This is a genomic window from Desulfobacter sp. (genome assembly GCA_028768545.1).
GTDB lineage: Bacteria > Desulfobacterota > Desulfobacteria > Desulfobacterales > Desulfobacteraceae > Desulfobacter.
In genome coordinates this window covers 1,235,706-1,261,261 of record CP054838.1, presented here as the reverse complement: position 1 = coordinate 1,261,261, position 25,556 = coordinate 1,235,706, and the positions used below count along the sequence as shown (strand labels likewise).

Below are 25,556 nucleotides of genomic sequence, written 5' to 3'. Positions count from 1 at the left end.
CAATCTTTTCACATATCACACAAAAAATTAAAGGAACAGATTCATGAAAAAAAGTATTACGTTATTGCTAATCAGCATATCCATTCTTTTTTCAATCACCGGATACGCAATTGCCCAGGCAGGAACCAAAACAGATTCACAATTGACCAAAGTGGTGGTTTCAGAATTTCGTTTCATCACCTGGATGCCGGTTTATATCGCATATGCAAACAATTTTTTTAAAGATGAAGGCTTAGACGTCCAATTCATGTATTACAAAGACGGTCCCATAGCCTTTTTAGGGATGCACGCCGGAGACTCCCAGTTCTGCCTTCTCTCCCAAGAGCCCGTACTGACCGCCCAGATCCAGGGGCTGCAATCGTCTCTGATCGGCACGGTATTCAAAACAAGGCTTTACGGCCTGGCGGCAGGGGCAAATATCACTGACATCTCACAGCTCAAAGGGAAAAGCATTTTTGCAGGCATGCCCGGCTCCGCACCTTACTCCTTTATTTCAAATATCCTGAATCAGAACGGACTGGACCCGGAAAAGGATGTGACCTTTGTCACCATGGACTACGGTGCCTCCATGGCCGCCTTAGGCCTTGGCGCAATTTCTGCGAGTTATTTTTCTTCGGATAATCTGCCTGAATTAAAAAATATCCAACACAATGTGCTCGTATATACGGAAAATGATAAAGACAGCAGGTCATATCTGAAAGCGGACATTTTTCCCGCTGAAATTGTGGTGACCACCAAAAAGTTTGCCCAAGAACATCCGGAAACCGTACAAAAATTTGTCAACGCCATGGTCAAGGGCGCACAATGGATTGGCGCCCATACCTCTTCTGAAGTCGCTGAACAGGTTACCGACCTGTTTGACTCAATGACGATGGAAGAACTCACAGAAAAAATAGAACTGTCCAAAAACAGTTTTACAAAGGATTGCTACATCTCTGAGGAAGGCCAGAAAGCGGTTGAAAATTTTTGTGTCGCCACCCATGTAATCACAAAAAGCATTCCTTACGATGACATCGTGGATATGCGCTTTGTCAACAAGGCATTAAACCGATAGACTGACCATGGCGTATATCGAGTTCAAAGATATTGAAAAATCTTATGGGGACAGGCATATCCTCAAAAAGATAAACCTTAGGATCGAGCAGGGTGAATTTGTCACTCTGCTCGGTCCTTCGGGCCGCGGCAAGACCACGTTTCTGCGCTGTCTCGCCGGCCTGACGGCACTGGGCGGCGGGCGGATTTTTATGGATGGCAGGGATATAACTGCCGTGCCTCCCAGGCTCCGGAACGTGGCGATGATTTTTCAGCAGTATAACCTCTTTCCCACTATGACGGTCTATTCAAATATCGCTTTCGGGCTAAGAATGAAGAAGATGCCCGAAAAAACAATTCGGCATGAGGTGGCAAAAGCCTTGGAAATGGTCGGCCTGAGCGGAAGTGAGAAAAAGTATCCTTCGTATCTGTCCGGCGGAGAGCAGCAGCGGGTTGCCCTGGCCAGAAATCTGGCGACAAAACCCAGCGTCCTGTTGCTGGACGAACCGTTCAGCGCCATTGATGCCAAACTCAGAAAAGAGTTGCAGATCAAAATAAAAGAACTCCATAACCAGTTGAATATGACCTCGATTTTTGTTACCCATGACCAGGAAGAGGCCATGCGAATGTCAGATACCATTCACCTGTTCAATGACGGGCGGATCGAACAGTCCGGCCGGCCAATGGAATTATATTCAAGGCCGGCCACCGCATTTGCCGCAAGTTTCATCGGAAGCTACAATAACCTTAGCTCAGAAGATTTTTCTCGGATGACCGGTTCATCCGTCACAGACAGCAGAACCATCATGATCCGGCCCGAGACCATTACGTTTTCTCAGACCCCTTTTTCTTCCGAGGATGCAGAACACTACTATATAGAAGGCATTGTCTCCAACCAAATCCCCCAAGGGAACATCATCCGATACACCATAGATGTGAAAAGGGCCGGGATTGATGTGGACCTTCTTTTTCACAATGCCGTAAACCATCCTGTCCATCAGAAAGCCTATCTAAAAATTTCCCGGAAAAACACCCTGTTTTTTTGAAATCCGGCCCCGGTGATTAGAACAGAGCCCAAAAAAATTTTCCATGGACAACCATCCATGTCACAAATAGCCTGAGTAACAAACATTTGAGTTTTTTCGTTGATTGTTTTTGACGATAAGTCCGCCTCATGAATTCATTAAAACAAGGCAATTAATAAAAAGGGTAATTTGTCAAAATCAGGAACTTATGATACACCCTTTTTGATTTTTAAACAGTTGAACCGGGGAAGAAAAATGATAAAAAAACAAATATTTGATAATGAAAAATATTTAAGAGAGCAGGCTGCTGAAATAAAAAGCCGGATTGACCGGTTCAATAATAAACTTTACCTTGAGTTTGGCGGTAAACTACTCTTTGATTATCATGCTGCCAGGGTTCTGCCCGGGTACGACCCCAATATCAAAATACGGTTGCTTCACGAGCTTCGGGAACAGGCTGAGGTACTGATTTGCATCTATGCGGGAGACATTGAGCGCAAAAAAATTCGTGCGGACGTCGGCATCACCTATGAAACAGATATTCTTAAAATCATAGACGATTTAAGAAGCTGGGATATCAGTGTTCGGGGAGTCATCATCACACGGTTTGAAAACCAGCCGGCAGCAGTAATTTTCAAAAAAAAATTAGAGCACCGGAACATCAATGTCTTTACCCATTATTTTACCAAGGGCTACCCCACGGACGTGGACCTCATCGTCAGCGAAGAAGGATACGGAACCAACGATTATATTAAATCAAAAAAGCCTTTGGTGGTGGTTACAGGCCCGGGACCGGGCAGCGGGAAAATGGCCACTTGCCTCTCCCAGCTATACCACGACCACCAGCACGGCATTCAATCCGGCTATGCCAAGTTCGAAACCTTTCCGGTTTAGAATCTGCCCTTAAAACATCCTGTAAACGTGGCTTATGAAGCGGCAACCGCCGACCTGGCCGACCATAATATGATTGATCCCTTCCATTTGGAGGCCTATGATACCAAATCGGTGAACTACAACCGGGACGTTGAGGTCTACCCGGTGCTGAAACGGATTCTGGAAAAAATTACCGGTGATGATGCAGGTTACAGATCCCCGACAGACATGGGCGTTAACCGGGTGGGCTTTGCCATCACCAATGATGAGATTGCCCAGGAAGCGGCCCGGCAGGAGCTTATCCGCAGGTATCTTCGCTACCGCTGCGAATATGTCCTGGGCCTTGCAGACAAAGAGACTGTCCAACGGGCCGAACTCATGATGAAAGAGCACCACCTCACCGTTGAGAACCGGGTTGTTGTCATCCCGGCACGAAACGCTGCCCAAGAAGCCGAGGCAGATCCAAGGCTGGGCAATGACGGTATCCATTTCGGGGCTGCCATCCAGCTCAAAGACGGTACGATTATCCAGGGGAGCAACTCCCCCCGGATGCATGCCGCCTCCAGTGCCATTGTCAGAGCCATCAAACATATGGCCGGCATTCCCAGCAAAATCAACCTGATGCCGGATCTTGTCTGTGATTCGGTAAAAAATCTAAAAACAAATATCCTGGGCGAAAAAAGCCTGAGCATGGACCTTCAGGAAACCTTGATTGCCATGGCAATCAGCTCCACGTCCAACCACGCAATCCAGGTTGCCATGGAAGGATTAAAGGAATTTAACGAATGTGAAATGCACATGACCCACATGCCTTCCCCTGGCGATGAGGAAGGGCTGCGCAAGCTCGGTGTGAACCTCACCACAGAAGCGGTATTTGCCACGGACGATCTCTACACGCTATAAATAAATTAAAAAGAGAGACGCTTAGCAATGAACCATTATGTTGAATTTCTCTGGCTGTATACAGGTTGACCCAAGGTCATGGACAGCTGGGTATAGACAATTTTTTAAACGAGTTGCCTTAAACACTCTTTGACAGCTGCCAGCGGATAACCGGCTTGCGATACTATAGATATACTGGGGAGCGGATCATATAAGGGCGTTCAAAATTCTGTGTCAGTTGAATCAAAGCTGATATACTCAGCTAAATAAGGAGAACTGACATGACCGAAGACAACACCGAATTTGATTTTCAAAAAGCTCTTAAAGGTATTCAGGAAGGTAAACCCTTCACAGGTAAGGGCGGCGTCCTTACATCATTAATCAAAAATCTTGCGGAAGCTGCTCTTGAAGGAGAGTTGGAGTCCCATCTCGGACAGGAAATTTCTGCCAACCGCCGTAATGGAAAAAGCAGAAAGACCATTAAGTCCCTGGATGGTAAATTTGAGCTGGAAACCCCGCGTGACAGGGCCGAAACCTTCTCTCCACAGATCGTCAAAAAACATCAGACAACGCTCAGCGATGAAATTGAAAGAAAGATAATAGCCCTTTACGGCCTGGGCATGAGCTATAATGACATGGCTGCCCATTTACAGGAAATCTATGGACTTGAGATTTCAAATGCCACCCTTAGCGCTATTACCGATAAAATTATTCATACCGTTAAAGAATGGCAGGCCAGGCCGTTGGAAAATGTGTACCCAATCGTATGGCTTGATGCCATACATTATAAAGTACGAGAAAACGGAAAGGTCGGCAGCAAAGCCGTTTACACAATTCTTGGGGTGAATATCGAGGGCCGCAAAGAGGTTCTTGGGCTGTACATATCCGAGAATGAGGGTGCGAACTTCTGGCTGCAGGTGTTAACAGACCTTTCAAACCGAGGGGTAAAAGATATCCTGATTGCCTGTGTTGATGGTCTGAAAGGTTTTCCCGAGGCCATTGAGACCATATTCCCGGACACAGAAGTTCAACTCTGCGTAGTCCACCAGATCCGAAATTCATTGAAATACGTTGGTTCCAAAAATAAAAAGGAATTTATGGCAGATCTAAAACGTGTTTATAAAGCGGTTAATAAGGATCTGGCCGAAGAAGAACTGGATATTTTGGAAAACAAATGGAATGACAAATACCCGATTGTGATAAAATCCTGGCGGAACAACTGGGAGCGCCTCAGTCATTTCTTTAAATATCCAGAAGAGATCCGACGGATAATATACACCACAAATACCATTGAGGCTGTGCATCGACAGTTTCGAAAACTGACCAAAACAAAGGGATCGTTTCCTAACCAGGACAGCCTGTTAAAGCTGCTTTACATGGGGATCCAGAACGCCAGTAAGAAATGGACAATGCCGGTTCAAAACTGGTCACTGACAATTTCCCAGTTGGCAATTTTCTTTGAAGGCCGGCTGGATAAAGAGCTGGGAATTTGATAGGGATTTATTTACAGATGGAAAAGATGGTTCCAGGAACTCCGCTCCAGCAAAAGCCAACTCCTCCGACGTGGCAGATTGAAGGCCCATTCTCGGACCTGGCTTTTACTTCCGCTGGCGCCGAGACAGATCCGGGAACCGAAACCGTGACACAGAATTCTGAACATTCCCTTTTGAAGCCGCATTTGGCATGTCCCTCATGAAAGGTTTAGGCTCCCGGTATAATTATAATGCCCTTGCCCAGGAACTGACCGGCTATTTCTGGGCATGCGGGCGAATGCTCGGCCGTCAGAACCGGTTTGCCATTCCTGATGAACACCACAGTGATATGATCCTGGCCATTGGCTGGAACGGCATGGTGTCACACCAGACACCACGGGCCCCGATCATGTTAAAAGAGTTCTCAAAAAATCCAGATAAACTGCTGGCAGTGATTGATCCCCGAAAGTCGGAGACAGCCAAAATCGCCAATATCCATATCCCGGTTAAACCTGGTACTGATGCACTGTTAACCAGAGCAATGATCGCCATCATCCTTAAAACGGGCATTGAAAACAAAGGGTATATAAAAAGCCATGTCACAGGATTTGAAAAGATACGGCCCTGGTTTGAGGGATTTGACATTAAAGGCGCCCTTGCCCTTTGTGAGGTTGAAGAATCTTATGTATATGGATTATGCAAAGAACTTTCCCAACGCAAATGGTGCATGCATTTTGATCTTGGTGTCTATATGAACAGACACAGCACCTTGGTGACCTATTTGTATATGATCCTTGCAGCTGTTTGCGGCAGGCTGTGTGTCACTGGTGGAAATGTCATCCCCGGCGGTCTCATCCCTCTGGGCTCCCATACAGATGAACGGGACACCAAAACCTGGCGCACCGTTACCACTGATATTCCTGCAATTAATGGGGCTTTCCCTCCCAATGTGGTGCCTGAGGAAATTTTATCCGATCATCCACAGCGGCTTCGAGCAATTGTTGCCTCAAGCTCCAATCCCCTCAGATCCTATGCAGATTCAACCGCCTATGAGAATGCCTTTAAAAAACTTGACCTTCTGGTCACCATAGAGCTTGCCATGCGGAATGTGTCAATGACAATGAGACACTTTATGCCTAAAATTAGGCTCCAATCTTATCCTTCTCTTCCTGTTCCGGTTTGTTGATCCAGGCTGCTTCTGGTAAAGCTGGTGGCCGAGGGATTTTCCCCTTAAAGCGTATTGGGTTTTTAATAAACGCCTCTTTCAAAGTTCTACAGCGAGACCCATAAATCTCTTTAGCAATGCCATAATGAAACTGTTCCGGGGTTACCAGGCCAATACCAGAATGGTAATGCTCTTTATTGTAGTATCCAAAGAAATCCTGGCAGAAGGCTCTTGTATCCTCGATCGAACCAAAATGATTTGGAAATTTTGGACAATATTTCAATGTTTTAAACTGAGCTTCAGAGTAAGGGTTATCATTGCTGACGTGCGGTCTGCTGTGGGTTTTGGTTACCCCTAAATCGACAAGAAGTTGGGCAACCCCTTTGGATTTCATACTGGCTCCCCGATCTGCATGAAGTCCAAGCTGACCGGGTAATATATTTTGGTTTTCACAGGACTTCTCAATAAGCCTTTTGGCCAATGCTGTTTGTTCCCTATGGGCGACCATCCAGCCGACAACATACCTGCTGAAAATATCCATGATTACATACAGATAGAAATAAGTCCATTTTGTGACACTTTTCAACTTGGTAATATCCCAGGACCAGACCTGATTCGGTCCTGTTGCCAGCAATTCAGGTTTTTTATATTTCGGGCGATTTACCTGCCGTCTTCGTTCCGGCACAGAACCATGTTCTTTGTGAAGAAGCCGATACATCGTTCTGATGGAGCAATAGTATTTTCCTTTATCAAGAAGAGAGGCATAGACCTGGTATGGGGCCTGGTCTCGATACGTGTCCGAGTGAAGAATATCCAAAACCGTTTGTTGTTCATCAGGATTCAAAGAAAGAGGAGAGCTGCCCCGCTTTGATTTCACCTGTTTTTTCGGAGAATAAAACCTATAAAAAGATGAGCGAGGGACACCGAAAGCCTCACATGAAGGCTTTTTCCCAAGATCGTGACTTAACGTTAGGGCGGCATTCATCAGTCGTCTCCTTTGAGGTCGTCCAGATTTTGTTGGATTCCCAGGATCTGAGAAATTTTTTTTTGGGCTTCAATGATGAGTTCCGCCTGTTTTAACTTATGCTCTAATTTAGATTTTTCTTTTTGAAGTCTGGCGACCTCTGTTGCCAATGGGTTCTTCTCTTTGGATTTCCTCCCTCGCTTTCGAGGTGCCATGGCGTTGAGAAGTCCTTTATTCCGGGCTTTGCGCCAATCGGCTAAATTTGAAGAATAGAGGCCCTCTCTTCGAAGTATCCTACCTATTCCTCCGGATTCATTGCAGTTTTCAACCTCTTGGAGAATACGCAGTTTATAAGAAGCAGTGAAATTACGCCGGGGCTTTTTCTCAGGAACTTCAGGATCAGGGATTGAATCCTGTCCCCCCAAGGAGGCACCAATTCCAGTCGCCCTATGGGCTCCTTCCATTGGTGCCTCCTTGGGGGCTGCCTGTTTTTCGGACTCTGGTAGTGGGTTCATTTTTATCGGTTTCATATAAGTATTGCCTTACCCGCCCTACACTAATTTATCAAGGGGTAAGTGTCTCACTTATATTGTCACAGAGGGATGACTGAAACCGCCGAGTTGTCCGACTATGTTCTGCCTGCCAAATCCGGATATGAGTCCTGGGATGCGACCTTCTTTACATGGACATACCCTGAGGTGTATTTTCAGATGCGGCAACCCGTCATGCTGCAAAAGGGGATGCCAAAGAGGCAGGAGAAATTTATACCGGCATTTGCCAGGCTGCAGGGCTGATTCCTGACATTCCAGACACGCTTAAAAAAGCGGCCCAAAAGGGCAGAATGGATTATGCCGCTGCATTGTTTTCGTTTGTTTCCAAAAACAAAAAGACCGCTAAAGTCATGCCCCACATCCTTTCCATGACCTTAGGACGTGTTTTTGAATCAGGCAATAAAGCGGCCTTGTGGGGTATTTTGCTTCCCGCAAACAAAAAGGTGGTTGCTGCGGCGTCACGCAAGGGCATCACAAAACCTGGCTGGTTTGAACAATTGACTGATTTTCGCCTGGTATCCAAAGCCATCATCGGTTCTATTCGTCATAAAAGTATTGCCCCTCTTGCCATACTAACCCCTGGAATCGGATGGTCCCAGAAGATGTTTCAAGAAATTCTAACCCACCCCGAAGGCCTTTGGATCGGAAAAACAGATTTTGAAAACAACATGGATGAACTTAAGACACTTGATGGAAAGATTCATGTCCATATTCCGGAAATGGAAGCATGGGTCCATGAAATCACTCCGGAACAGGAGGCCAAAGCGCTTGTTCTTCCCATGACATTGAGTGCCGGACGTCACACCTCCAATGTGGCCAACACCCTGATGCGAAAGCCGGACTGGAACAAATCAAGACGTGTCTGCACACTTGCCATGAATCCTGATGATGCAGCACAATTAAACATGGTTGATGGGGAGATCGTAAGTCTGACCACGGAAGCGGCCAGTGTTGAAATTGAACTTGAAATCACCGGTGAAACCCGGAAGGGTGAGGTCCTGATGCCCCACGGATTTGGATTGAAATATAAAGGGAGAGAACATGGGGTAAATGTGAACCGGCTAACGAAAAGTAGCCATAGGGATCGCTTTGCAGCAACACCCTTTCACCGATATGTACCGTGCCGTGTGGAAAAGTTGTTGGTTTAACAAAAAAAGTGCCATGAGAATCATAACTAAACGCCACCTGATTTACCCGGTGGCGTTTAGTAAATTGAGACCCCGCAATCATGGTATATAAGCTCAAAATCACCTGGCAATTTTTGGTAATGATTGACAGATCAATTGATTAGTTTTTTTGAATGTTCAAACTCAACAATAATTATCCAATGGCCAACCGCCAAAAAACACACTATATATCAATAATACCCGATCAAATCTTGATGACAGTTCTCAAATCCCGGCAGGCCAAACCAAGGTAAATTAAGGCAAGAACGACCTGTGGGTCAGGCTCCGTTTTTCAATGGAATGCCTGCCACGAAATTTCCCTGTTCAGACTTATGTCAAAAAGGCTATAAAGATTTTAAAACAGCTTTTGCCCACTCAGTTTATGCTGGCCAATATTGTTTTAAAAGGGCATGGAGCCAAACGATACCCTAGTTGATTTATATGCAAGCCTGTTTTATTTTAACCTCCTGCAACCATCAGGATGAAAATATGGAGTTCTCAAAAATGGAATTATTCGAAGCAATTCATACCAGACGAAGCATCAGAAAATACACGGATCAAAAAATCCCAGAATCCCTGGGCCAAAAGATTTTGGCCGCGGCCATGATGGCACCCAGTGCCGGAGACGAGCGGGCCTGGCAGTTTATCCTTGTCACGGATAGTGCAAAAAAACATCAGATTAAAACCGTTCACCCCTATGTGCCCATGATCACAAAAGCCCCTTTGGGCATCCTTGTTTGCGGAGATCTGTCCCAAGAAAAATACGAGGGGTATTGGCCCCAGGACTGCTCAGCAGCCATGCAGAACCTGCTTTTAGCCGCCCATGCAAGCGGCCTTGGTGCGGTGTGGACAGGGATTTATCCTCTGGAGGACCGGGTGGAAAAATTCAGCAACATATTCAGTTTGCCGGATCACATCATTCCCTTTGGCCTTGCGGTCATGGGATGGCCGGCCCAGAAATTACCGTCAAAAGAGCGGTATACTGAAAGATGTATCCACCGCAATACCTGGGAAGAAAAAAAGAGGGATTAAAAAAACGGGCAATTTCAAACTGGAGGGCAATTGTTAATGGAACATTCATTGGGATATGAGTATGCCTCTTTGGAAGATAAAAAATTTATTCCAAAGTACAAGGCAGCCTGCTTTTGCGGGGCGGTTCAATACGAGGTCAGCGCGGATCCGGTTGATGCTAAAATTTGCCATTGCCAGGTTTGCCAGACCTTACACGGTGCCCCCATGCAGTGGGCTGCGATCTTTCACAAACATCATGTCAGGCTGACGGCGGGTTTGGATCATCTGGTTTTCTTCAACAGCGAGCTGGGCAGGCGAGAACGGATTTTACCCTGCAAGGTGAGCTGCGGCAATTGCGGCACCCCCATTGCCGATGAAGGCCGCAGGATGTGGCTGGCCTTCCCCTCATTGTTTGATTTCCAACATCCAGCCAAGGTGCCGGACCCGTTCAAACCCACCTGTCATCTCTTCTATGGCAATCGGGTGATTGATCTTCAGGATGATTTGCCCAAGTGGGCCGGGCATAAGAATCATTCCACACGGCTGTGAAAGGGTTTCAGGGTTGATCTGTGACTATTCAAGCCCGCGGCAATGGGTCTCTTTGGTAAAAACCAAAAGGATGAGGGATAAACCCGGTTTCATAGGCTTGAAGAGAATAAATTCTTGCCCCGTCAACCAGCTCCCCGGTCCAATAATGATCCAATATATTGCCCACAGCAGGCTGTAACAGCATGGGCCCCATCATCACCCCCATATTGGTCAAGCCGAAAACTGTCCCTGACAAAGACCCAGCCAACCAGCAGACAGGAGATTAGATTTGCTGCCGTACCCGGGCTCAAATGGTGGTGACAAACAAGGTAGGGAACGCCCCAAAGCCCGGAAAAGGTCAATATGCAGCCCACAATGCCACCCGGGATGACGAACAAAAGTACGGTATTTTGATATTTAAATACCCTAAAAAGATTTTTCCAGATCTGATTAAAGGATAAGGATTGCAACGGGGGGATACCCGGTTCAATTCCAGGATACCCTTTTTCCTGGGGCGTATCCCTTACCACAAACCAGATCAGGCATCCTAAAACAAGGGTCATTAATCCAGTAACAAAAATGACGCTGCGCCAATTAAAGATATCCATTAACCATCTTAGGGGAGGCCCGGCGGTTATCGCTCCAATCAGCCCTATGGACAGGGCATTCCCGGTGACCAACGCATAAAATTTTTTAGGAAACCAGGCGGAGGACAACTTTAAAAGCCCCACAAAGGCCACGGCCACAGACCCGCCGATCAAAAGCCGGCCAACCCCTGCGCCAAAGAATCCCGGAGAGATTGAAAAAAGCAGGGTCCCTACCCCCGAAATGATACAGCCTGCGGTTAAAAGTTTTCTGGGACCCAGGGTATCCGCCAGAATCCCCGTGGGAATCTGCATGGCGACATAGGCATAAAAATACAGGGCTGACAGATGCCCCAAGCCTGAAGCAGATATATTAAAATCCTGCATCAGCTCCTGGGTCATGACACCGGGTGCGACCCGCTGGAAAAATCCTGCCAGATAAAAAAGAGCACCCAGGCCCCAGATAAAGCAAGCCAGCATCATGGGAGGCCCTTCGGGAGTATTGGACTTCATTTGTTTTGGATACCCTAAGTTAACGATGTCTTTGTTTTAAAATTTCCATATTTACACCAGGGTCTTATACCACAGAACACTGGAAACAGAATCAAAAATCATTTTCACCAGATCAGATCAACCGATAATGCGAATTGACCGTACTCAAGAAAATTCCATGCCCAGCGCCTTTAATGGATTCAAATTTCCAGGCATACCCGATCAAACCGTGATACCCTCTCTGAAATTCCGGCAGGTCCGACCCAAAAAAATTAAGGCAAGAATGACCTGTGTGGCAGGCCCAGGTTTTCATAGAAACGATGGGCACAGCCTTTCCCTGCCCATGGGCAAACAATTTTTACCCTTGTTTCAATCTTCCATATCCACTATATCTTCATTGCTGAGTACTATTGCTGCCCATAAGAATTGGAATACAATGAGGTTGGAACATGTCCCTAGAAGCGGTGATTGAATATTTCGAAAAATACAATATGGCCCACCGGGTTATGGTTTTAGAAGACTCCACAGCCACGGTTGAAGAGGCGGCCCAGGCACACGGGGTTGATCCGGATCAAATCGGGAAAACATTGTCCTTTAAAATAGATGACACCCCGCTGTTGATTGTGGTTGCGGGCAAGGCAAAGATTGACAATAAAAAGTACAAAAAATATTTTTCCAAAAAGGCGAAAATGCTCAGCAAGGATGAGGCTCTGGCCCATACGGGCCATGACGTCGGAGGGATTTGCCCGTTTGGACTGAGCCGCCCAATGAACGTATATCTGGATGTCTCCTTGAAAAAACACCTGGAGGTGATCCCGGCGGCAGGGGATCGGTACGCGTCAATACGGCTGACCCTAGAAGAGCTTGAAAAATATTCAAAGGCTAAAGAATGGGTGGATGTTTGCAAGTATGCTTAACCCCGGAATCAGCCATCTTCAGCATGGCCACGCATGAGCAAAGCCATGTATTTTAAAATTACATATTCAGCGATTTACAATTGGAAAGGGTCCGGGACCGAACAGGAGCAAACGGATCCCGGGCTGATGGATTCGTTTTGTCATCTGATCATTGCCCAGGAAGCCAGGACCTGTGCGGCCTGGGTCTTGTTGATAGACCAGGGCGAGGACACAGGCGTCCCCGCCACCAATTGCGTTGAATACATCATCCCCAGGATCTGTGAACAATTCGATCTGGAGATATATAATCTGAGGATTTTTGAGGTTTGGCCATATCACAAAAAAGACCCAAGGCTGAAATACACAGAGATCCTGATATCAGACGTCAATCTTGACAAGGCAGGGGACCGGGTGCTTGGAAACGCCTGGCGGCCTGCAGACCCCCAGGATGCCAAAATTCTGGATCAGCTCGTTGAGACCGTGGGGGATAAAGTGATCCGGGATCCGATCTGATATCCCTTCATTTTCCGGTCAAAATCGATTATCCTGGAAAAAATACTTGATCAATCCGTGAACGATAAGGAGGTCAAAATGATTACAGGACTGCATATTCTCTTAACATACGCCTGCACATATGCCTGTGACCACTGTTTTCTTTTTTGCAGCCCGGAACGATCGGGGGTGTTTACCTTAAATCAATTAAAGGGTCTTGTTCAGGAGGCCCAGGATTTAAAGCACATCCAGTCCATCAGTTTTGAAGGCGGCGAGCCTTTTTTGTATTATGGTCTTCTCCATGAAGGGATCCGGCGGGTGACAAACGCCGGGTTTGAGACAGCCGTCGAAACAAATTGTTATTGGGCAACAGGGGTTGAGGATGCCAAACTATGGCTTGGCCCCTTGCAGGAGGCTGGCTTGAAAACCATAGAGCCGGGGGATGATTCTTTTCACCATGATGACACCCGTACAACACCGGGACAGATCGCAGCACAAGCGGCCAAAGCACTTGGAATGAATGTCAATAAAATTTGCATTGAAAAACCTTCATGGGTCCCCCCAAAGGGCCAGGCTAAAGGGGAACCCATATATGCCGGAGGCCCTAAGCTTAGAGGGCGGGCCGTGGAAACGCTGGTAAAGGATTTACCGACCCGGCCATGGACGGAGCTGACAAAATGCAAAAAGGAAAACTTGAAAAATCCCGGGCGGGTTCATATTGATCCTTTTGGGAATGTTCATCTCTGTCAGGGCTTGAGCATGGGCAATTATCTTGACACCTCTTTGGCCGAGGTCCTGGGCAATTACGACCCAAAGACCCATCCGGTGTGCGGGCCCTTAGCCTTTGGCGGGCCGGCAGCATTGGCCGAGCAATACAGCCTGGACCATGCAGACCGATATGTGGACGAATGTCATTTTTGCTCTGATTTATGCAAATTACTTGCGGACCGCTTCCCAAACGAGCTGACCCCCCGCCAGACCTTTGGTCTCACCTAACCCGAACATTCATGACAATTTGAGGAAACTGGATATTAATTATGTTAAATACAGCAAGTTATAATTACTTACCAAACCAATTCCAAGAGTACAAATTGTCACCCTTCGGGCGAACCGATTTTACCTCATCTGCGGCGTTGCAGACCGTTCGTAGTAAAGTCACTACGGCTTCACGACCTGACGCCTTGCAGCTAAAGCAAAATCGATTCGTGAAATATGCGGGCTGAGGGGGATACATTTTTAAATGGCGGCAGCACGTTGCTTAATAGTTACACCAACCCTGCCGATATCATACCCATGGAAAATTATCTCATTAAAAATTGCAAGGCATGTCGCAAGCCGCTGCGTATCCCTGCAGACATCGGGGGCATGGTCATGCGCTGCCCCAACTGCGGGCATGAATTTCATACGGATTTCAAACTTGCCCCAAATCTCAGGGCCCCTGGGCAGGATAAAAAACCTGCCCCCAAAACGCCCAAAAAAAGGCCGCCGTCCACCTTTAGGATTATCGTGTAATCTTCCCAGCAGAATCCCCCCTGACCACAACCCTGGGACCTTTTTTACAGCCGGGTCTTGATATGAAAGGATTTGGGCCGTGTCAAAGATTCAAACCCCAACACCGACAGGGTGCAGCCCCAGCCTGAATTTTTCACCCCGGTCCAGGCCAGTTCCGGATCCAGATAATCGCAGCGGTTGATAAAAAAGGTGCCGGTATTGACCCTGGCCCCCAGAGCCACCCCAAGATCAATATCCTGGGTAAAAATCACGGCGGTCAGGCCGAATTCACTGTCATTCATCAGGTCAAGGGCCTCATCGTCAGAAGAGACCTTTTGAATGCCCACCACAGGGCCGAAAATCTCTTGGGTCATCACCCGCATCTCATGGCTGACCCGGGACAGCACCTGGGGAGCCAGATAGGGGGTGCCGGCCTTGTCCATGGGAAACTCGTCCCCATGGATATGGGCCTTGGCCCCCCGGGCAACGGCATCCTGGATCTGGTCCCGGACAAAATCCGCGGCAGAGGCCTTGACCAGGGGGCCCAGGGTGGTTTCAGGATCATCCGGCCTCCCCAGGGTCAATCCCCTGACCCAGGCCAGGGATTTTTCAAGAAAAGCATCATATATGCTTTCATGGACATAAATCCGCTCAATACCGCAACAGGACTGGCCTGAATTAAAAAAAGCCCCGTCCATGGCCGTGTCCACGGCATGATCCAGATCAGCATCTGCACGCACATAGGCAGGATCTTTTCCCCCAAGTTCCAGGCCAAGACTGATAAACCGCCCTGCCGCAGCCTTTTCCACCATGGCCCCTCCGGGCACAGACCCGATAAAGGCCACATGATCCACCCGGCGATCCTCAATAACGGCCTGGGTGTCTTCATGGGTAAGATGAAGGTATTGAAATACCCCCGAAGGCAGCCCTGCCGCCTCAAATGCCTGGAACAGCCGTTCTGCACACAAGGGGGTCTGGGCCGAATGTTTGAGCACCACGACATTTCCGGCAAGAATGGCCGGGACAATGGCGTTGATGGCTGTCAGATAGGGATAATTCCAAGGGGCAATGACAAAGACAAGACCCAAAGGCTCACGCTGAATCCAGCGCTTAAACCCTGGCCTGGCCGCAAGGGTCACAGGGGCCAGGCCCTGATCGGCCAAATTGATCATGGTCCTGGCCCGGTCAACCATCCCGTCCACTTCACCACCGGCCCATTTAATGGGCCTGCCCATCTGCCAGCAGATCTCTTTGGCAATCTCTTCTCGGTTGGCTTCAAAGGCATCAACAGCCCTGGCGCAAAATTGTTTCCGGTCAGCCAAAGGGGTGGTGCCCCAGATTTTCTGGGCGGCTACACCTGCTTTTAAGGCCGCTTGGATTTGGGGGGGATCAGCATAGGGCCGCTCCAGGTAAACACTGCTGTCCACAGGGGTCATACAGGAAAATGTCAGGCTCATAAAATCACCTTTTTTGTAAAAAAATAAAGACTATAAAAAATTGTCTACTTGATTCCATAAATTTGTGCAAGATACAAATGAGAATTATCCTTTTTTAGAAAAATAAATATCCCCCCCTGCGTTTCAAAAGTCTTCAAGGCTTCCGCGTTGAGGCACCAAGGGTGAAATAAAGGCCATGAATTGGGGTTGTGGAAAATTCCAAAAATGATAAGATTGACAGCTTAACTTTAAAAAGGATCAACCGTGAATAAAAATAGTTCCATTACCCCCTATATCTGCCTGGTGGTGGCCATGGTACTCTGGGCATCAACCTTTGTGGCCCTAAAGCTGGCATTCAGAACCTATGACCCCATGGTGGTCATCTTCGGCAGGATGGTGGTGGCCAGCCTTTGCGCCTTGTTTTTCCCCTTTGTTTTTAAGAACACAGGGCTTCGGTTAAAGGATGCAAAATACATTTTGCTGATGGTGATCTGCGAGCCCTGCCTCTATTTTGTATTTGAGGCCAATGCCCTGGTCTATACCTCGGCCTCCCAGGCAGGGATGATCACCACCATGATGCCGTTGCTCACGGCGTTTGGGGCCTGGCTTTTTTTAAAAGAGCAGATCAGCCCCAGAACCTGTGCAGGGTTTGCCCTGGCTGTGGGCGGCGCCCTCTGGCTGAGCCTTGCCTCAAAAGCCTCTGTCCACGGCCCCAATCCCATGCTGGGCAATTTTCTGGAGTTTCTGGCAATGGTCTGCGCCACGGGCTATGCCCTGTCCTTGAAAAAACTCACCTCCAGGTATTCCCCTTTGTTTCTGACCTTTATCCAGGGCTTTGCAGGGGCTGTCTTCTTTTTCCCGGCCCTGTTTCTGCCCGGCACCACCCTGCCCACCCAGATTGACCCGGTTCCCCTGGCCGCCATTTTCTACCTGGGCTCTGCCGTGACCCTGGGGGCATACGGGTTTTATAATTTCGGGGTCAGCCGGATTCCGGCCAGCCAGGCCACGGCCTTTATCAACCTCATCCCTGTATTCTGTTTGATCATGAGTGCCATTGTCCTGGGGGAACGCTTCACCGGCGTCCAGTACATGGCCTCAATTCTGGTCTTTTCAGGGATCATCCTCAGCCAGGACAGACGGTCAGGCGTGAGGCCTGCATAAATTTTTCAGCACCCCCAGCCAGTCCTGGCTCAGGGTAAACTCAACCCGTTTTTTACTCTTTTTAGGGTCCGGCCTTGGGAAAAATTGAAAACAAAACCGTTGAAACCCCTGCCACGATCAAAGCGGCATAGGTCTCCGTAAAATAAGGATGGATGGGATAGGCGCCCGTAATTTTTTTGTAAACCACCCAGAAAACCCCGGCAATTGAGGTCAGCACCATGGCCGTAATGGCTCCGGGCTGGGTCACTTTTTTCCAGTAAATCCCGAACAGCAGCACCACAAACAAGGCCCCCCTGATGGTATAGGCAAAGTAGACAACATCCAGAATCCGGGCCCCGGCATGATAGACCGCCAGGGCAAGAACAATGCAGACCACCCCTGAAAGGGAGGTGAAAACCCTTGACACCCAGAGGATCTTGGCATCATCGGCCAAAGGATTGATCCGGCAATGGTAGATATCCTTGGTCACCATGGTGCCTGAGGCCAAAATAATGGGGGAAATGGTGGATAAAATGGCAGCGGTGATGGCGGCCAGGACAATCCCGCCCACCAGGGGATTAAAGTTCATCATCAACAGGGGAAGGGCCAGCTTGGCATTTTCCAATTCCGGAAACTTGACCCGGGCCGCCATGCCGAGCAATGCGGTGAGCAGACCGAACGGGGCCACCACAAAGGCGGTAATCACAGCGGCCTTTTTAGCGGTGGCCCCGTCTTTTGCCGCCAGAAGCGGCTGGATTCCGGCCTGGGCCGTGCACGCCCCCAGAATCGAGGCGATCACCCAGGACGAGACCTTGGGCATGCCAATACCGGTCATGGAATAATAGGGCTGGGCCGGCAGCATTTGGCCTAAATTTTCAATCCCGCCAATATCTTTTCCCACAAAAATAATGGCCAGGATCACCCCGCCGTACATGGCGGCCAGATGTATGATATTGGTATATCCCACCGCCCTCATCCCGCCAAAGAAGGTATAAACAATAAAACTAATGCCGAAAACAACCACGGACAGGGTAAAATCCATCCCCAGAACCGAGACCCCTAAAGTACCTGCGGCAATGATCTGGGCGGTTCCCACAACAATCATGACAAAGGTAAGCAGAATGGAAGAAACCACCCTGGCATCCTGTCCGATAAATTTTTCAATAATTCCGGGAATGGTTACCGTGTCCAGGCTTCTGTACAATTTGGCAAAAAAAAGGGCCAGAACAATCACCCCGATTCCGTTGGCCAGGGTATACCATGCCCCTGAAATGCCATAGGCAAACCCGTATTCTGAAATCCCGGTTGTGGACGTGCCGCCCAGCCATTCCCCGGTTCCGGCAGCCACGCACATGAGCACCCCGAGATTTGCCCCGTGAAAGGATTTGGCAGACCCTGATTTTCTTCTGGCAAACATTCCCACCCATATGGTCAGACCCAAATATCCCAGAATGATCATCAACTGGACAGACATTCCAACACACTCCTTTTTTCCTAAGGCTCAGGCATTAAAACCAATGGGCCGCATCCCGGCTGTGTCCAGCCAAGGTATCACAATTTGGATCTGAAAATCCAGACGCCATTCCAGGCAACCGGATTCAGGGTCATCGCATGTAACTTTTATTAAGATTCGTCCTTACCCGGCTGGAATAGGTGAGGGGGATTCCGTTAAATCTTAAGCGGTCGTCCTGACCGCTTAAGAAGCGGAAATGATCGGACCTATGCCGTCCTGGCGGGCCGCTCATTTACGCCACTCCACCCCCTTCACCCTATCCCAGCCTGGCTCTCCTGGCTTGCTATAGTATATGAGCATCGAACAAAATTTTCCTAGACATCACTGCACAGATACGATATATATGGCAATAAACACAAGGAGTTGCCAATGAACGAAAAAAAATCTCTTGAAACTTTTTTTGACAATATTCAGGACCCCAGACACCACAATAAGCTTCATAATTTAATTGATGTCGTCATCATCGCAATTTGTGCGGTAGTTGCTGGCGCAGACACTTATGAGCAAATTGAAAACTTTGGCAAAAAGAGAAAAAGGTGGTTGTCAAAATTTCTAAGCCTTCCCCATGGGATACCCTCCCATGACACCTTTGGCAGAATTTTTGAGAGGATGAACCCGAATGAATTTCAGAGCAGTTTTATGCACTGGGTTCAGTCGGTTGCAAAGGGGCGCATTCCCATTTTCCCGGTTTTAAAAAGGCCTGTCTTTTAGAGCAAAAAGAATGATATCCTCTGTTACGCTGAAATGAACATAAATGGATTGTGCTAATGAAGAAAGCTGAAGATTGTAATACTGTTGATGAAGTCCTTGCATGCCTCAAAAAACTGGAAGAAGATCCAAATCGCTTGGTTCGTAACGCTAACGAATTAGAACAGATGGAGCAGGAAATCCTTGAGTATACAAATCGGATAAGCGCCTTTTTTTTAAAAAAAAGATCCAGGCCTCAGTAGATTCCTCTGAACAGGTCGACCAAGAAAAAGAATTGATGTCCAATTGGCCGGGACGGATGAAAAGCGAAGGGCTTGAGACAGTTTGGATTCAGCTTTGTACAGATAGTTCGGTTGATATTCATGTTCGATACTATCGAAGGTCCTGTGACCGCCGAAAAGGAAAAAGATATAAAGGTGCATACGCTGGCTTAATCCTTCTTGGAATCCATGATCGCTGCTCGCCTGCTTTGGCTTCTATGGTGAGTTCTTGGTCAGCCTTATTAAGTTCTTTTGAAGAAGTCCGTCAAGTGCTTTGTGACCGTGGGATGACGTTGGGTATAAAGGTCATCCGTAAACTGACCTATCGGTACGCAGAGCGGGCTCGAGCCGAACAACAAGCGGGCCGAATCCCATTAAATGATGGAGATTTACTTGAAGGGCGGCGAGTCGTTATCAGCACTGATGGTGGCCGCACTCGGCTCAGAGAGAAGAAAAGGGGACCAAAAACCCAAAAGGATAGAACCCGATTTCGTGGGGCATGGCGAGAACCCAAGCTTTTGATCATTTATGTAGTGGACGCCCATGGAAAACAAGAAAAAAGCTTTTCACCATTTATTGATGGCTGTTTCAATGGACCGGATGGTGTATTCCACTTGTTAAAGGGTTATTTGAACTCCCTTCATATTCAGAACTCAGACAAAATACTGTTTGTTGCAGATGGGGCACATTGGATTTGGAATCGAATCCCCGGACTGCTAAAAGCATTGGGTTTGGCTCCTGAGCGTGTGTATGAACTTCTCGATTTCTACCATGCAGTTGAGCATCTGGGTACAGTAGCAGGCTTAAGGAAGACCTGGTCATCCAAGGAACGCAAACGCTGGGTATCGAAGCAGCGAGGTCTTCTGCTGAAGGGAAAGGCGATTGAGGTGGTACAGGCCGTCCAGAAGCTTTGTAGAGGCAGAAACAGTAAGGCTATCAAGACGGAACGGGATTATTTTGTGCGCAATGAACTGAGGCTTAATTTCTCAACTGTAAAAGCGTTGAACTTACCTATTGGCAGCGGTGCTATTGAAAGTTCGATTCGGAGAGTCGTGAATTTACGTCTTAAAGGTCCATGCATCTTTTGGTATCGGGAGAATGCAGAAAAAATGATTATGCTGCGATCATTTTATAAAGCAGGGCGTTGGAACTGCCTGAAGCAGATGGCAAACATGCACAATCCAGTGCCAGCGGTATAACCGGGAAAATGGGAATGCGCCCGTCATGGAACCCAGCCGGGTCCGGTCCAATAATCGCAAATCATCCAAAAGGATGTTGACCGCATGGTCAATGGTAGACGGTAAGTCTGAACTCAAGGGGTTTGTAAACATGATTTTCCTGCTGCTTTCTTTCTACTTCTCTGGTTTTGCCAATTAATTTTTTCCCAACAAAAATCAGTTGGCATCGGCAATGCCAAATTTCATCATAAAAATTTGCCCGACGCCAAAATTTAGCCGGCCAAAATTCGCCAGTCAATGTATGGATTAGATGAATGAATGTCAAATAATTCTTGACACCGTTTGTGATAAGGACAAGGGGCAAATTATAGGTTTAATCTTTTGTAAAGGGTTTATAGTCAACAGATTTCAAACCTTACCCCATGATCAGGGAAAAGACTTGCAGGCTTGAATTTTTTAAGCAGATCCTTGCAAGGACTTATGCGTTATAGGGATTTCAATGGGATGGGGAATCAATCTTTTGCCCTGGTATTTCCCGGCGGTTGGGTTTGGGGTGAACACCCAAAAAAAAGAACATGTTTGCCGCTAATCAAACGTCCAGCCGACCTCTTTTGCGAGTTCGGAAAATACCTGTCCAAGTTTTTTAGAAAAGCGGCCTGACACTTAATTCATTGTGGGTTCTAAATATAAACGCCTGCCAGGCGGAGATGATCAATGCAATCGCCGATATTAAAATCGCAAACAAAAAAAGCCATTCATTAATTGTCGGATGCTTGGTTTTCAAATCGTAAGACCTCATTGAAATCAGTTCAATCGAAGCATAAACTGCCTATTGCCCGGATGGCAAGGGGAATTTGTCAATTATGTTTTTTTGCATAGTCCTGGCTAACCCGTTAATTTCCATGGCAATTGAGTTCCAGACAAGAAGAATGCATCCTGTTATGCTCATGAGTCCTTTAATAAACAAGGATACTAAATCCTTGCCTGTTGAGATTCTCGGAATGGCTGGAAAATAAAATGAATAGTTTAAATGTCCAATTGACTTTTTCCGAAGTGAAAAGACTTCATGATACCGATATAAATCAGAACCGATTTCCGATAGTCGGGGGATTTAGAATTATGCAAGAATTTGTGACTCTTAGAATGGTTTAAAAGCGACTACTGGAAGATCAAATCATGGGTATAGAAAATTATTTTAAAGGGCGTTCAAAATTCTGTGTCAGTTGAATGAAAGCTGATATACTCAGCTAAATAAGGAGAACTGACATGACCGAAGAAAACACCGAATTTGATTTTCAAAAAGCCCTTAAAGGCATCCAGGAAGGTAAACCCTTCACAGGTAAGGGCGGCGTCCTTACATCATTAATCAAAAATCTTGCTGAAGCTGCTCTTGAAGGAGAGTTGGAGTCCCATCTCGGGCAGGAAGTTTCTGCCAACCGCCGTAATGGAAAAAGCAAAAAGACCATTAAATCCCTGGATGGTAAATTTGAGCTGGAAACCCCGCGTGACAGGGCCGGAACCTTCTCTCCACAGATCGTCAAAAAACATCAGACAACGCTCAGCGATGAAATTGAAAGAAAGATAATAGCCCTTTACGGCCTGGGCATGAGTTATAATGATATGGCTTCCCATTTACAGGAAATCTATGGACTTGAGATTTCAAATGCCACTCTGAGCACCATTACCGATAAAATCATCCATACCGTCAAAGAATGGCAGGCCAGGCCGTTGGAAAATGTGTACCCAATCGTATGGCTTGATGCCATACATTATAAAGTACGAGAAAACGGAAAGGTCAGCAGCAAAGCCGTTTACACAATTCTTGGGGTGAATATCGAGGGCCGCAAAGAGGTTCTTGGGCTGTACATATCCGAGAATGAGGGTGCGAACTTCTGGCTGCAGGTGTTAACAGACCTTTCAAACCGAGGGGTAAAAGATATCCTGATTGCCTGTGTTGATGGTCTAAAAGGTTTTCCCGAGGCCATTGAGACCATATTCCCGGACACAGAAGTTCAACTCTGCGTAGTCCACCAGATCCGAAATTCATTGAAATACGTTGGTTCCAAAAATAAAAAGGAATTTATGGCAGATCTAAAACGTGTTTATAAAGCGGTCAATAAGGATCTGGCCGAAGAAGAACTGGATATTTTGGAAAACAAATGGAATGACAAATACCCGATTGTGATAAAATCCTGGCGGAACAACTGGGAGCGCCTCAGTCATTTCTTTAAATATCCAGAAGAGATCCGACGGATAATATACACCACAAATACCATTGAGGCTGTGCATCGACAGTTTCGAAAACTGACCAAAACAAAGGGATCGTTTCCTAACCAGGACAGCCTGTTAAAGCTGCTTTACATGGGGATCCAGAACGCCAGTAAGAAATGGACAATGCCGGTTCAAAACTGGTCACTGACAATTTCCCAGTTGGCAATTTTCTTTGAAGGCCGGCTGGATAAAGAGCTGGGAATTTGATAGGGATTTATTTACAGATGGAAAAGATGGTTCCAGGAACTCCGCTCCAGCAAAAGCCAACTCCTCCGACGTGGCAGATTGAAGGCCCATTCTCGGACCTGGCTTTTACTTCCGCTGGCGCCGAGACAGATCCGGGAACCGAAACCGTGACACAGAATTCTGAACATTCCCACCTAATTTGAACATCTATGATTTTATCCCTATCATGTCCTTTGTTGAAATTAAATCTCTTAACCGAAAAAAGCCGGTTCAGCCTCTGGCATATAGACCTATCCCCTTTAAAACTGCCAGGACAGTTCACCTGACAGGCTGTGGCCCTGGGCATATTTTTCCAATTCACCCGGGTATTTAAAGGAGAGGGACAGGCCTGTGGTGTGAACCGCGGTAATCCCGGCACCGGAATCGTTCAAATTTTCTTATCTACAGTCTCTGTATCAGATAGACAAAGACCTGTAGCCTGCTTTCCTCTTTTATTTTATAAAACCGTGATAATAGTTCTCTTTTTTTCGGGCTGTTTTTAAGCGGGGATAAATATATCGCCCCTTTTGGTTGTCCTTCCACATCAGCGTTTTTTAAAAGATCCGCAAGGGACTCGTCATGATCCGGTGACAAATTGTCTCCAGCAACGAAATTACCTGTGACTTCAATCCGATGATATGCTTTATTTACTTGAAGCATTTTCGCAAATGCTGTTTTCACCTTTTCAACAGTAACCGGCTTTCCGATAGCAGCCAAGGTTGTTTTATCAACAGATTCAAACCCGATATTAATATACGTATAAAAAGGCAGCCGGTTCAATTGCTCAAAAAAACTTTGTTTTGATTTTAACAAAGAATCCACACTGCCAAAGAGAAATAAAAACGGTCTTTGATCCTTCCGCGATCTGAACCCGAAAGCATCATAGGCTTCTTGCGCTGCAAAACAGATTAATTGAGGACCTGCAGCCAATGCATCATGATTCCCAAGAAAAAGACCATGGTAATTTATAATATCTGAACTGAAATGTTTTTTCAGGGCCGCGACCTGCCCCCTGATACTCTCCTGTGACCTTCTTTGAAATGGCTGATCTGATTTGACGCAGCAAAATTTGCAATGATAAAGGCAGCCGTCGGCTATGGTCAGAGGAATCACATCATAATCCACATGCCGTGTATCCGGTGGAAGCACAGAGACCCTGAGGCCAATGATTTCATTCAGCTGTTTGGATTTTTTATAAAGCGTTTGATCATCATTGACCAGTATCCGTTCGATCAGGCCTCTTGCATGCGGATACAGACCTTTTTCATTTGCCATATACAAGGTGCCGAACAACTGGGACCATTGGCCCATGGCATTCATAACCACGGGGTTGGAAAAATAATTGATTTCCCAAACCGGATTGCTGCTGTACGGCAGGCAGGGCAAATAATACTCGCCCATCCAGGAAATAATTCCATCAGCTCCGCTTTTATCACCAACAGTATAATATACCCAGTCGTTTCCGGCCGTCCGCTTAAATTGCTCAGCCGGATGGGGCCAATCAGGTTTAAGCCCTCGAATTGATTTGATCTCTCCGTTCAGATTAAAACAGAACTCATAATCCGGGGTCCTAATTTCCGAATATTTCCCAAACCGCAAAGGAAACCTCTGTTTGACTAATCTATCAGGGCCGTTTTTTTCAACACTGATCATTAAATGCTGCTGCTGTAAATAATCCATTTCAACTCTTATTATTTTTCAGTGATGTCCGGTTAGGTTTTTGCTTGCTCAATAATTTTTTGATCTTTGACAATATTGTCCCTGTTTGAACTATGAGAGCCCTGCTCCTCGCAGCCAAACAGGTCATTTAGAATGGCGGTTCGCAGCTGCCGAACTCTTTTGATCGTGACCTTTTCATTAAACTGTTTTTGGCAATGGATTGCCAGTAACAGGTAAGTGATAAGGCCGCCAAGAATCTGAACCATAAGGCCGTATTCACTGCGGGCAATGAGATGATATACCTTCAGATGTTCTTTCCACCATTTGAAAAAATCCTCAATGGTCCACCGGAGTTTATAAATTGTTGCTATTTGTTCCGCTGTTAAATCATGCCTGTCAGTTGCCACATAGTATTTGACGCCAGCAATTTTATAGCCAACAACCCGAACAGGGAATGTTCAGAATTCTGTGTCACGGTTTCGGTTCCCGGATCTGCCTCAGCGCCAGCGGAAGCATTATTCAGCAACATACTAAATATCACA

The 25,556-nt window shown here is 46.9% G+C and carries 20 protein-coding genes and 2 pseudogenes; 16 read left to right on the top strand and 6 right to left on the bottom strand.

What is annotated here, in order from left to right; genetic code table 11:
* The first annotated feature begins 43 nt into the window (after positions 1–43).
* The 5 genes and pseudogenes from HUN05_06075 to HUN05_06055 all read left to right on the top strand — a co-directional run bounded on the left by HUN05_06075 (position 44) and on the right by HUN05_06055 (position 6,470).
* Positions 44–1,054 (top strand): ABC transporter substrate-binding protein, encoded by a 1,011-nt coding sequence (locus tag HUN05_06075; GenBank protein WDP84766.1) that lies wholly within the window; start codon positions 44–46, stop codon positions 1,052–1,054.
* Between the two features lie 7 nt (positions 1,055–1,061).
* Complete coding sequence (locus HUN05_06070) at positions 1,062–2,078, top strand: ABC transporter ATP-binding protein (GenBank protein ID WDP84765.1); 1,017 nt, start codon at positions 1,062–1,064, stop codon at positions 2,076–2,078.
* A 234-nt stretch (positions 2,079–2,312) separates the two neighbouring features.
* Positions 2,313–3,833 (top strand): annotated as a pseudogene (locus tag HUN05_06065) (DUF1846 domain-containing protein).
* A gap of 260 nt (positions 3,834–4,093) precedes the next feature.
* Positions 4,094–5,305 (top strand): IS256 family transposase, encoded by a 1,212-nt coding sequence (locus HUN05_06060; protein ID WDP84764.1) that lies wholly within the window; start codon positions 4,094–4,096, stop codon positions 5,303–5,305.
* A 190-nt stretch (positions 5,306–5,495) separates the two neighbouring features.
* Complete coding sequence (locus HUN05_06055; protein ID WDP84763.1) at positions 5,496–6,470, top strand: molybdopterin-dependent oxidoreductase; 975 nt, start codon at positions 5,496–5,498, stop codon at positions 6,468–6,470.
* On the opposite strand, the gene HUN05_06050 is transcribed toward HUN05_06055, so the two are convergent.
* Positions 6,427–7,877, bottom strand: a protein-coding gene (locus HUN05_06050) for an IS3 family transposase (protein ID WDP87948.1) whose coding sequence is annotated in 2 segments (ribosomal slippage) — positions 6,427–7,490 and positions 7,490–7,877 — 1,452 coding nt in all. Because the reading frame shifts where the segments join, the coding sequence is not laid out codon by codon here. The two genes, HUN05_06055 and HUN05_06050, sit on opposite strands and share 44 nt — an antisense overlap.
* A 377-nt stretch (positions 7,878–8,254) precedes the next feature.
* On the opposite strand from HUN05_06050, the gene HUN05_06045 reads away from it, so the two are divergent.
* The 3 genes from HUN05_06045 (at position 8,255) to HUN05_06035 (ending at position 10,690) form a co-directional block, all read left to right on the top strand.
* Positions 8,255–9,112: a hypothetical protein gene (locus HUN05_06045; GenBank protein WDP84762.1), complete on the top strand. Its 858-nt coding sequence runs from the start codon at positions 8,255–8,257 to the stop codon at positions 9,110–9,112.
* 522 nt (positions 9,113–9,634) lie between these two features.
* A complete protein-coding gene (locus HUN05_06040) occupies positions 9,635–10,162 on the top strand; it encodes a nitroreductase family protein (protein ID WDP84761.1) in 528 nt (175 codons plus the stop codon).
* A gap of 36 nt (positions 10,163–10,198) precedes the next feature.
* Positions 10,199–10,690 carry a GFA family protein gene (locus tag HUN05_06035; protein WDP84760.1) on the top strand — a complete coding sequence of 164 codons (492 nt, stop codon included), beginning with the start codon at positions 10,199–10,201 and terminating at the stop codon, positions 10,688–10,690.
* A 122-nt stretch (positions 10,691–10,812) separates the two neighbouring features.
* Here HUN05_06035 and HUN05_06030 read toward each other — a convergent pair whose 3' ends face one another.
* Complete coding sequence (locus HUN05_06030; GenBank protein ID WDP84759.1) at positions 10,813–11,766, bottom strand: MFS transporter; 954 nt, start codon at positions 11,764–11,766, stop codon at positions 10,813–10,815.
* Between the two features lie 428 nt (positions 11,767–12,194).
* On the opposite strand from HUN05_06030, the gene HUN05_06025 reads away from it, so the two are divergent.
* The 3 genes from HUN05_06025 (at position 12,195) to HUN05_06015 (ending at position 14,129) form a co-directional block, all read left to right on the top strand.
* Positions 12,195–12,662 (top strand): YbaK/EbsC family protein, encoded by a 468-nt coding sequence (locus tag HUN05_06025; protein ID WDP84758.1) that lies wholly within the window; start codon positions 12,195–12,197, stop codon positions 12,660–12,662.
* Positions 12,663–12,707: 45 nt separating this feature from the next.
* Positions 12,708–13,154 carry a hypothetical protein gene (locus tag HUN05_06020; GenBank protein ID WDP84757.1) on the top strand — a complete coding sequence of 149 codons (447 nt, stop codon included), beginning with the start codon at positions 12,708–12,710 and terminating at the stop codon, positions 13,152–13,154.
* A gap of 78 nt (positions 13,155–13,232) precedes the next feature.
* Positions 13,233–14,129: a 4Fe-4S cluster-binding domain-containing protein gene (locus tag HUN05_06015; protein WDP84756.1), complete on the top strand. Its 897-nt coding sequence runs from the start codon at positions 13,233–13,235 to the stop codon at positions 14,127–14,129.
* Between the two features lie 560 nt (positions 14,130–14,689).
* Here the strand turns inward: HUN05_06015 and HUN05_06010 are convergent.
* Complete coding sequence (locus HUN05_06010; GenBank protein WDP84755.1) at positions 14,690–16,081, bottom strand: aldehyde dehydrogenase family protein; 1,392 nt, start codon at positions 16,079–16,081, stop codon at positions 14,690–14,692.
* A gap of 243 nt (positions 16,082–16,324) precedes the next feature.
* Here HUN05_06010 and HUN05_06005 point away from each other — a divergent pair, with 243 nt between their 5' ends.
* Positions 16,325–17,221: a DMT family transporter gene (locus tag HUN05_06005; protein ID WDP84754.1), complete on the top strand. Its 897-nt coding sequence runs from the start codon at positions 16,325–16,327 to the stop codon at positions 17,219–17,221.
* A 61-nt stretch (positions 17,222–17,282) separates the two neighbouring features.
* On the opposite strand, the gene HUN05_06000 is transcribed toward HUN05_06005, so the two are convergent.
* Positions 17,283–18,674: a sodium:solute symporter family protein gene (locus HUN05_06000; protein ID WDP84753.1), complete on the bottom strand. Its 1,392-nt coding sequence runs from the start codon at positions 18,672–18,674 to the stop codon at positions 17,283–17,285.
* A gap of 408 nt (positions 18,675–19,082) precedes the next feature.
* Here HUN05_06000 and HUN05_05995 point away from each other — a divergent pair, with 408 nt between their 5' ends.
* The 4 genes from HUN05_05995 (at position 19,083) to HUN05_05980 (ending at position 23,337) form a co-directional block, all read left to right on the top strand.
* Positions 19,083–19,424, top strand: coding sequence for an ISAs1 family transposase (locus HUN05_05995; GenBank protein WDP84752.1), 342 nt, complete (start codon positions 19,083–19,085; stop codon positions 19,422–19,424).
* A 56-nt stretch (positions 19,425–19,480) separates the two neighbouring features.
* On the top strand, positions 19,481–19,663 hold the full coding sequence (locus HUN05_05990; protein ID WDP84751.1) for a hypothetical protein: 183 nt from the start codon (positions 19,481–19,483) through the stop codon (positions 19,661–19,663).
* 56 nt (positions 19,664–19,719) lie between these two features.
* Positions 19,720–20,880, top strand: a complete 1,161-nt coding sequence (locus HUN05_05985; GenBank protein ID WDP84750.1) for a hypothetical protein — start codon at positions 19,720–19,722, stop codon at positions 20,878–20,880.
* Between the two features lie 1,245 nt (positions 20,881–22,125).
* Entirely contained in the window at positions 22,126–23,337 is a 1,212-nt protein-coding gene (locus HUN05_05980) for an IS256 family transposase (protein WDP84749.1), read from the top strand.
* A 420-nt stretch (positions 23,338–23,757) separates the two neighbouring features.
* Here HUN05_05980 and HUN05_05975 read toward each other — a convergent pair whose 3' ends face one another.
* The gene (locus HUN05_05975; protein ID WDP84748.1) at positions 23,758–25,035 is read right to left on the bottom strand and encodes a radical SAM protein; all 1,278 of its coding nucleotides are present in this window, start codon (positions 25,033–25,035) and stop codon (positions 23,758–23,760) included.
* 32 nt (positions 25,036–25,067) lie between these two features.
* Positions 25,068–25,466: pseudogene (locus tag HUN05_05970) on the bottom strand (transposase).
* Between the last annotated feature and the right edge of the window lie 90 nt (positions 25,467–25,556).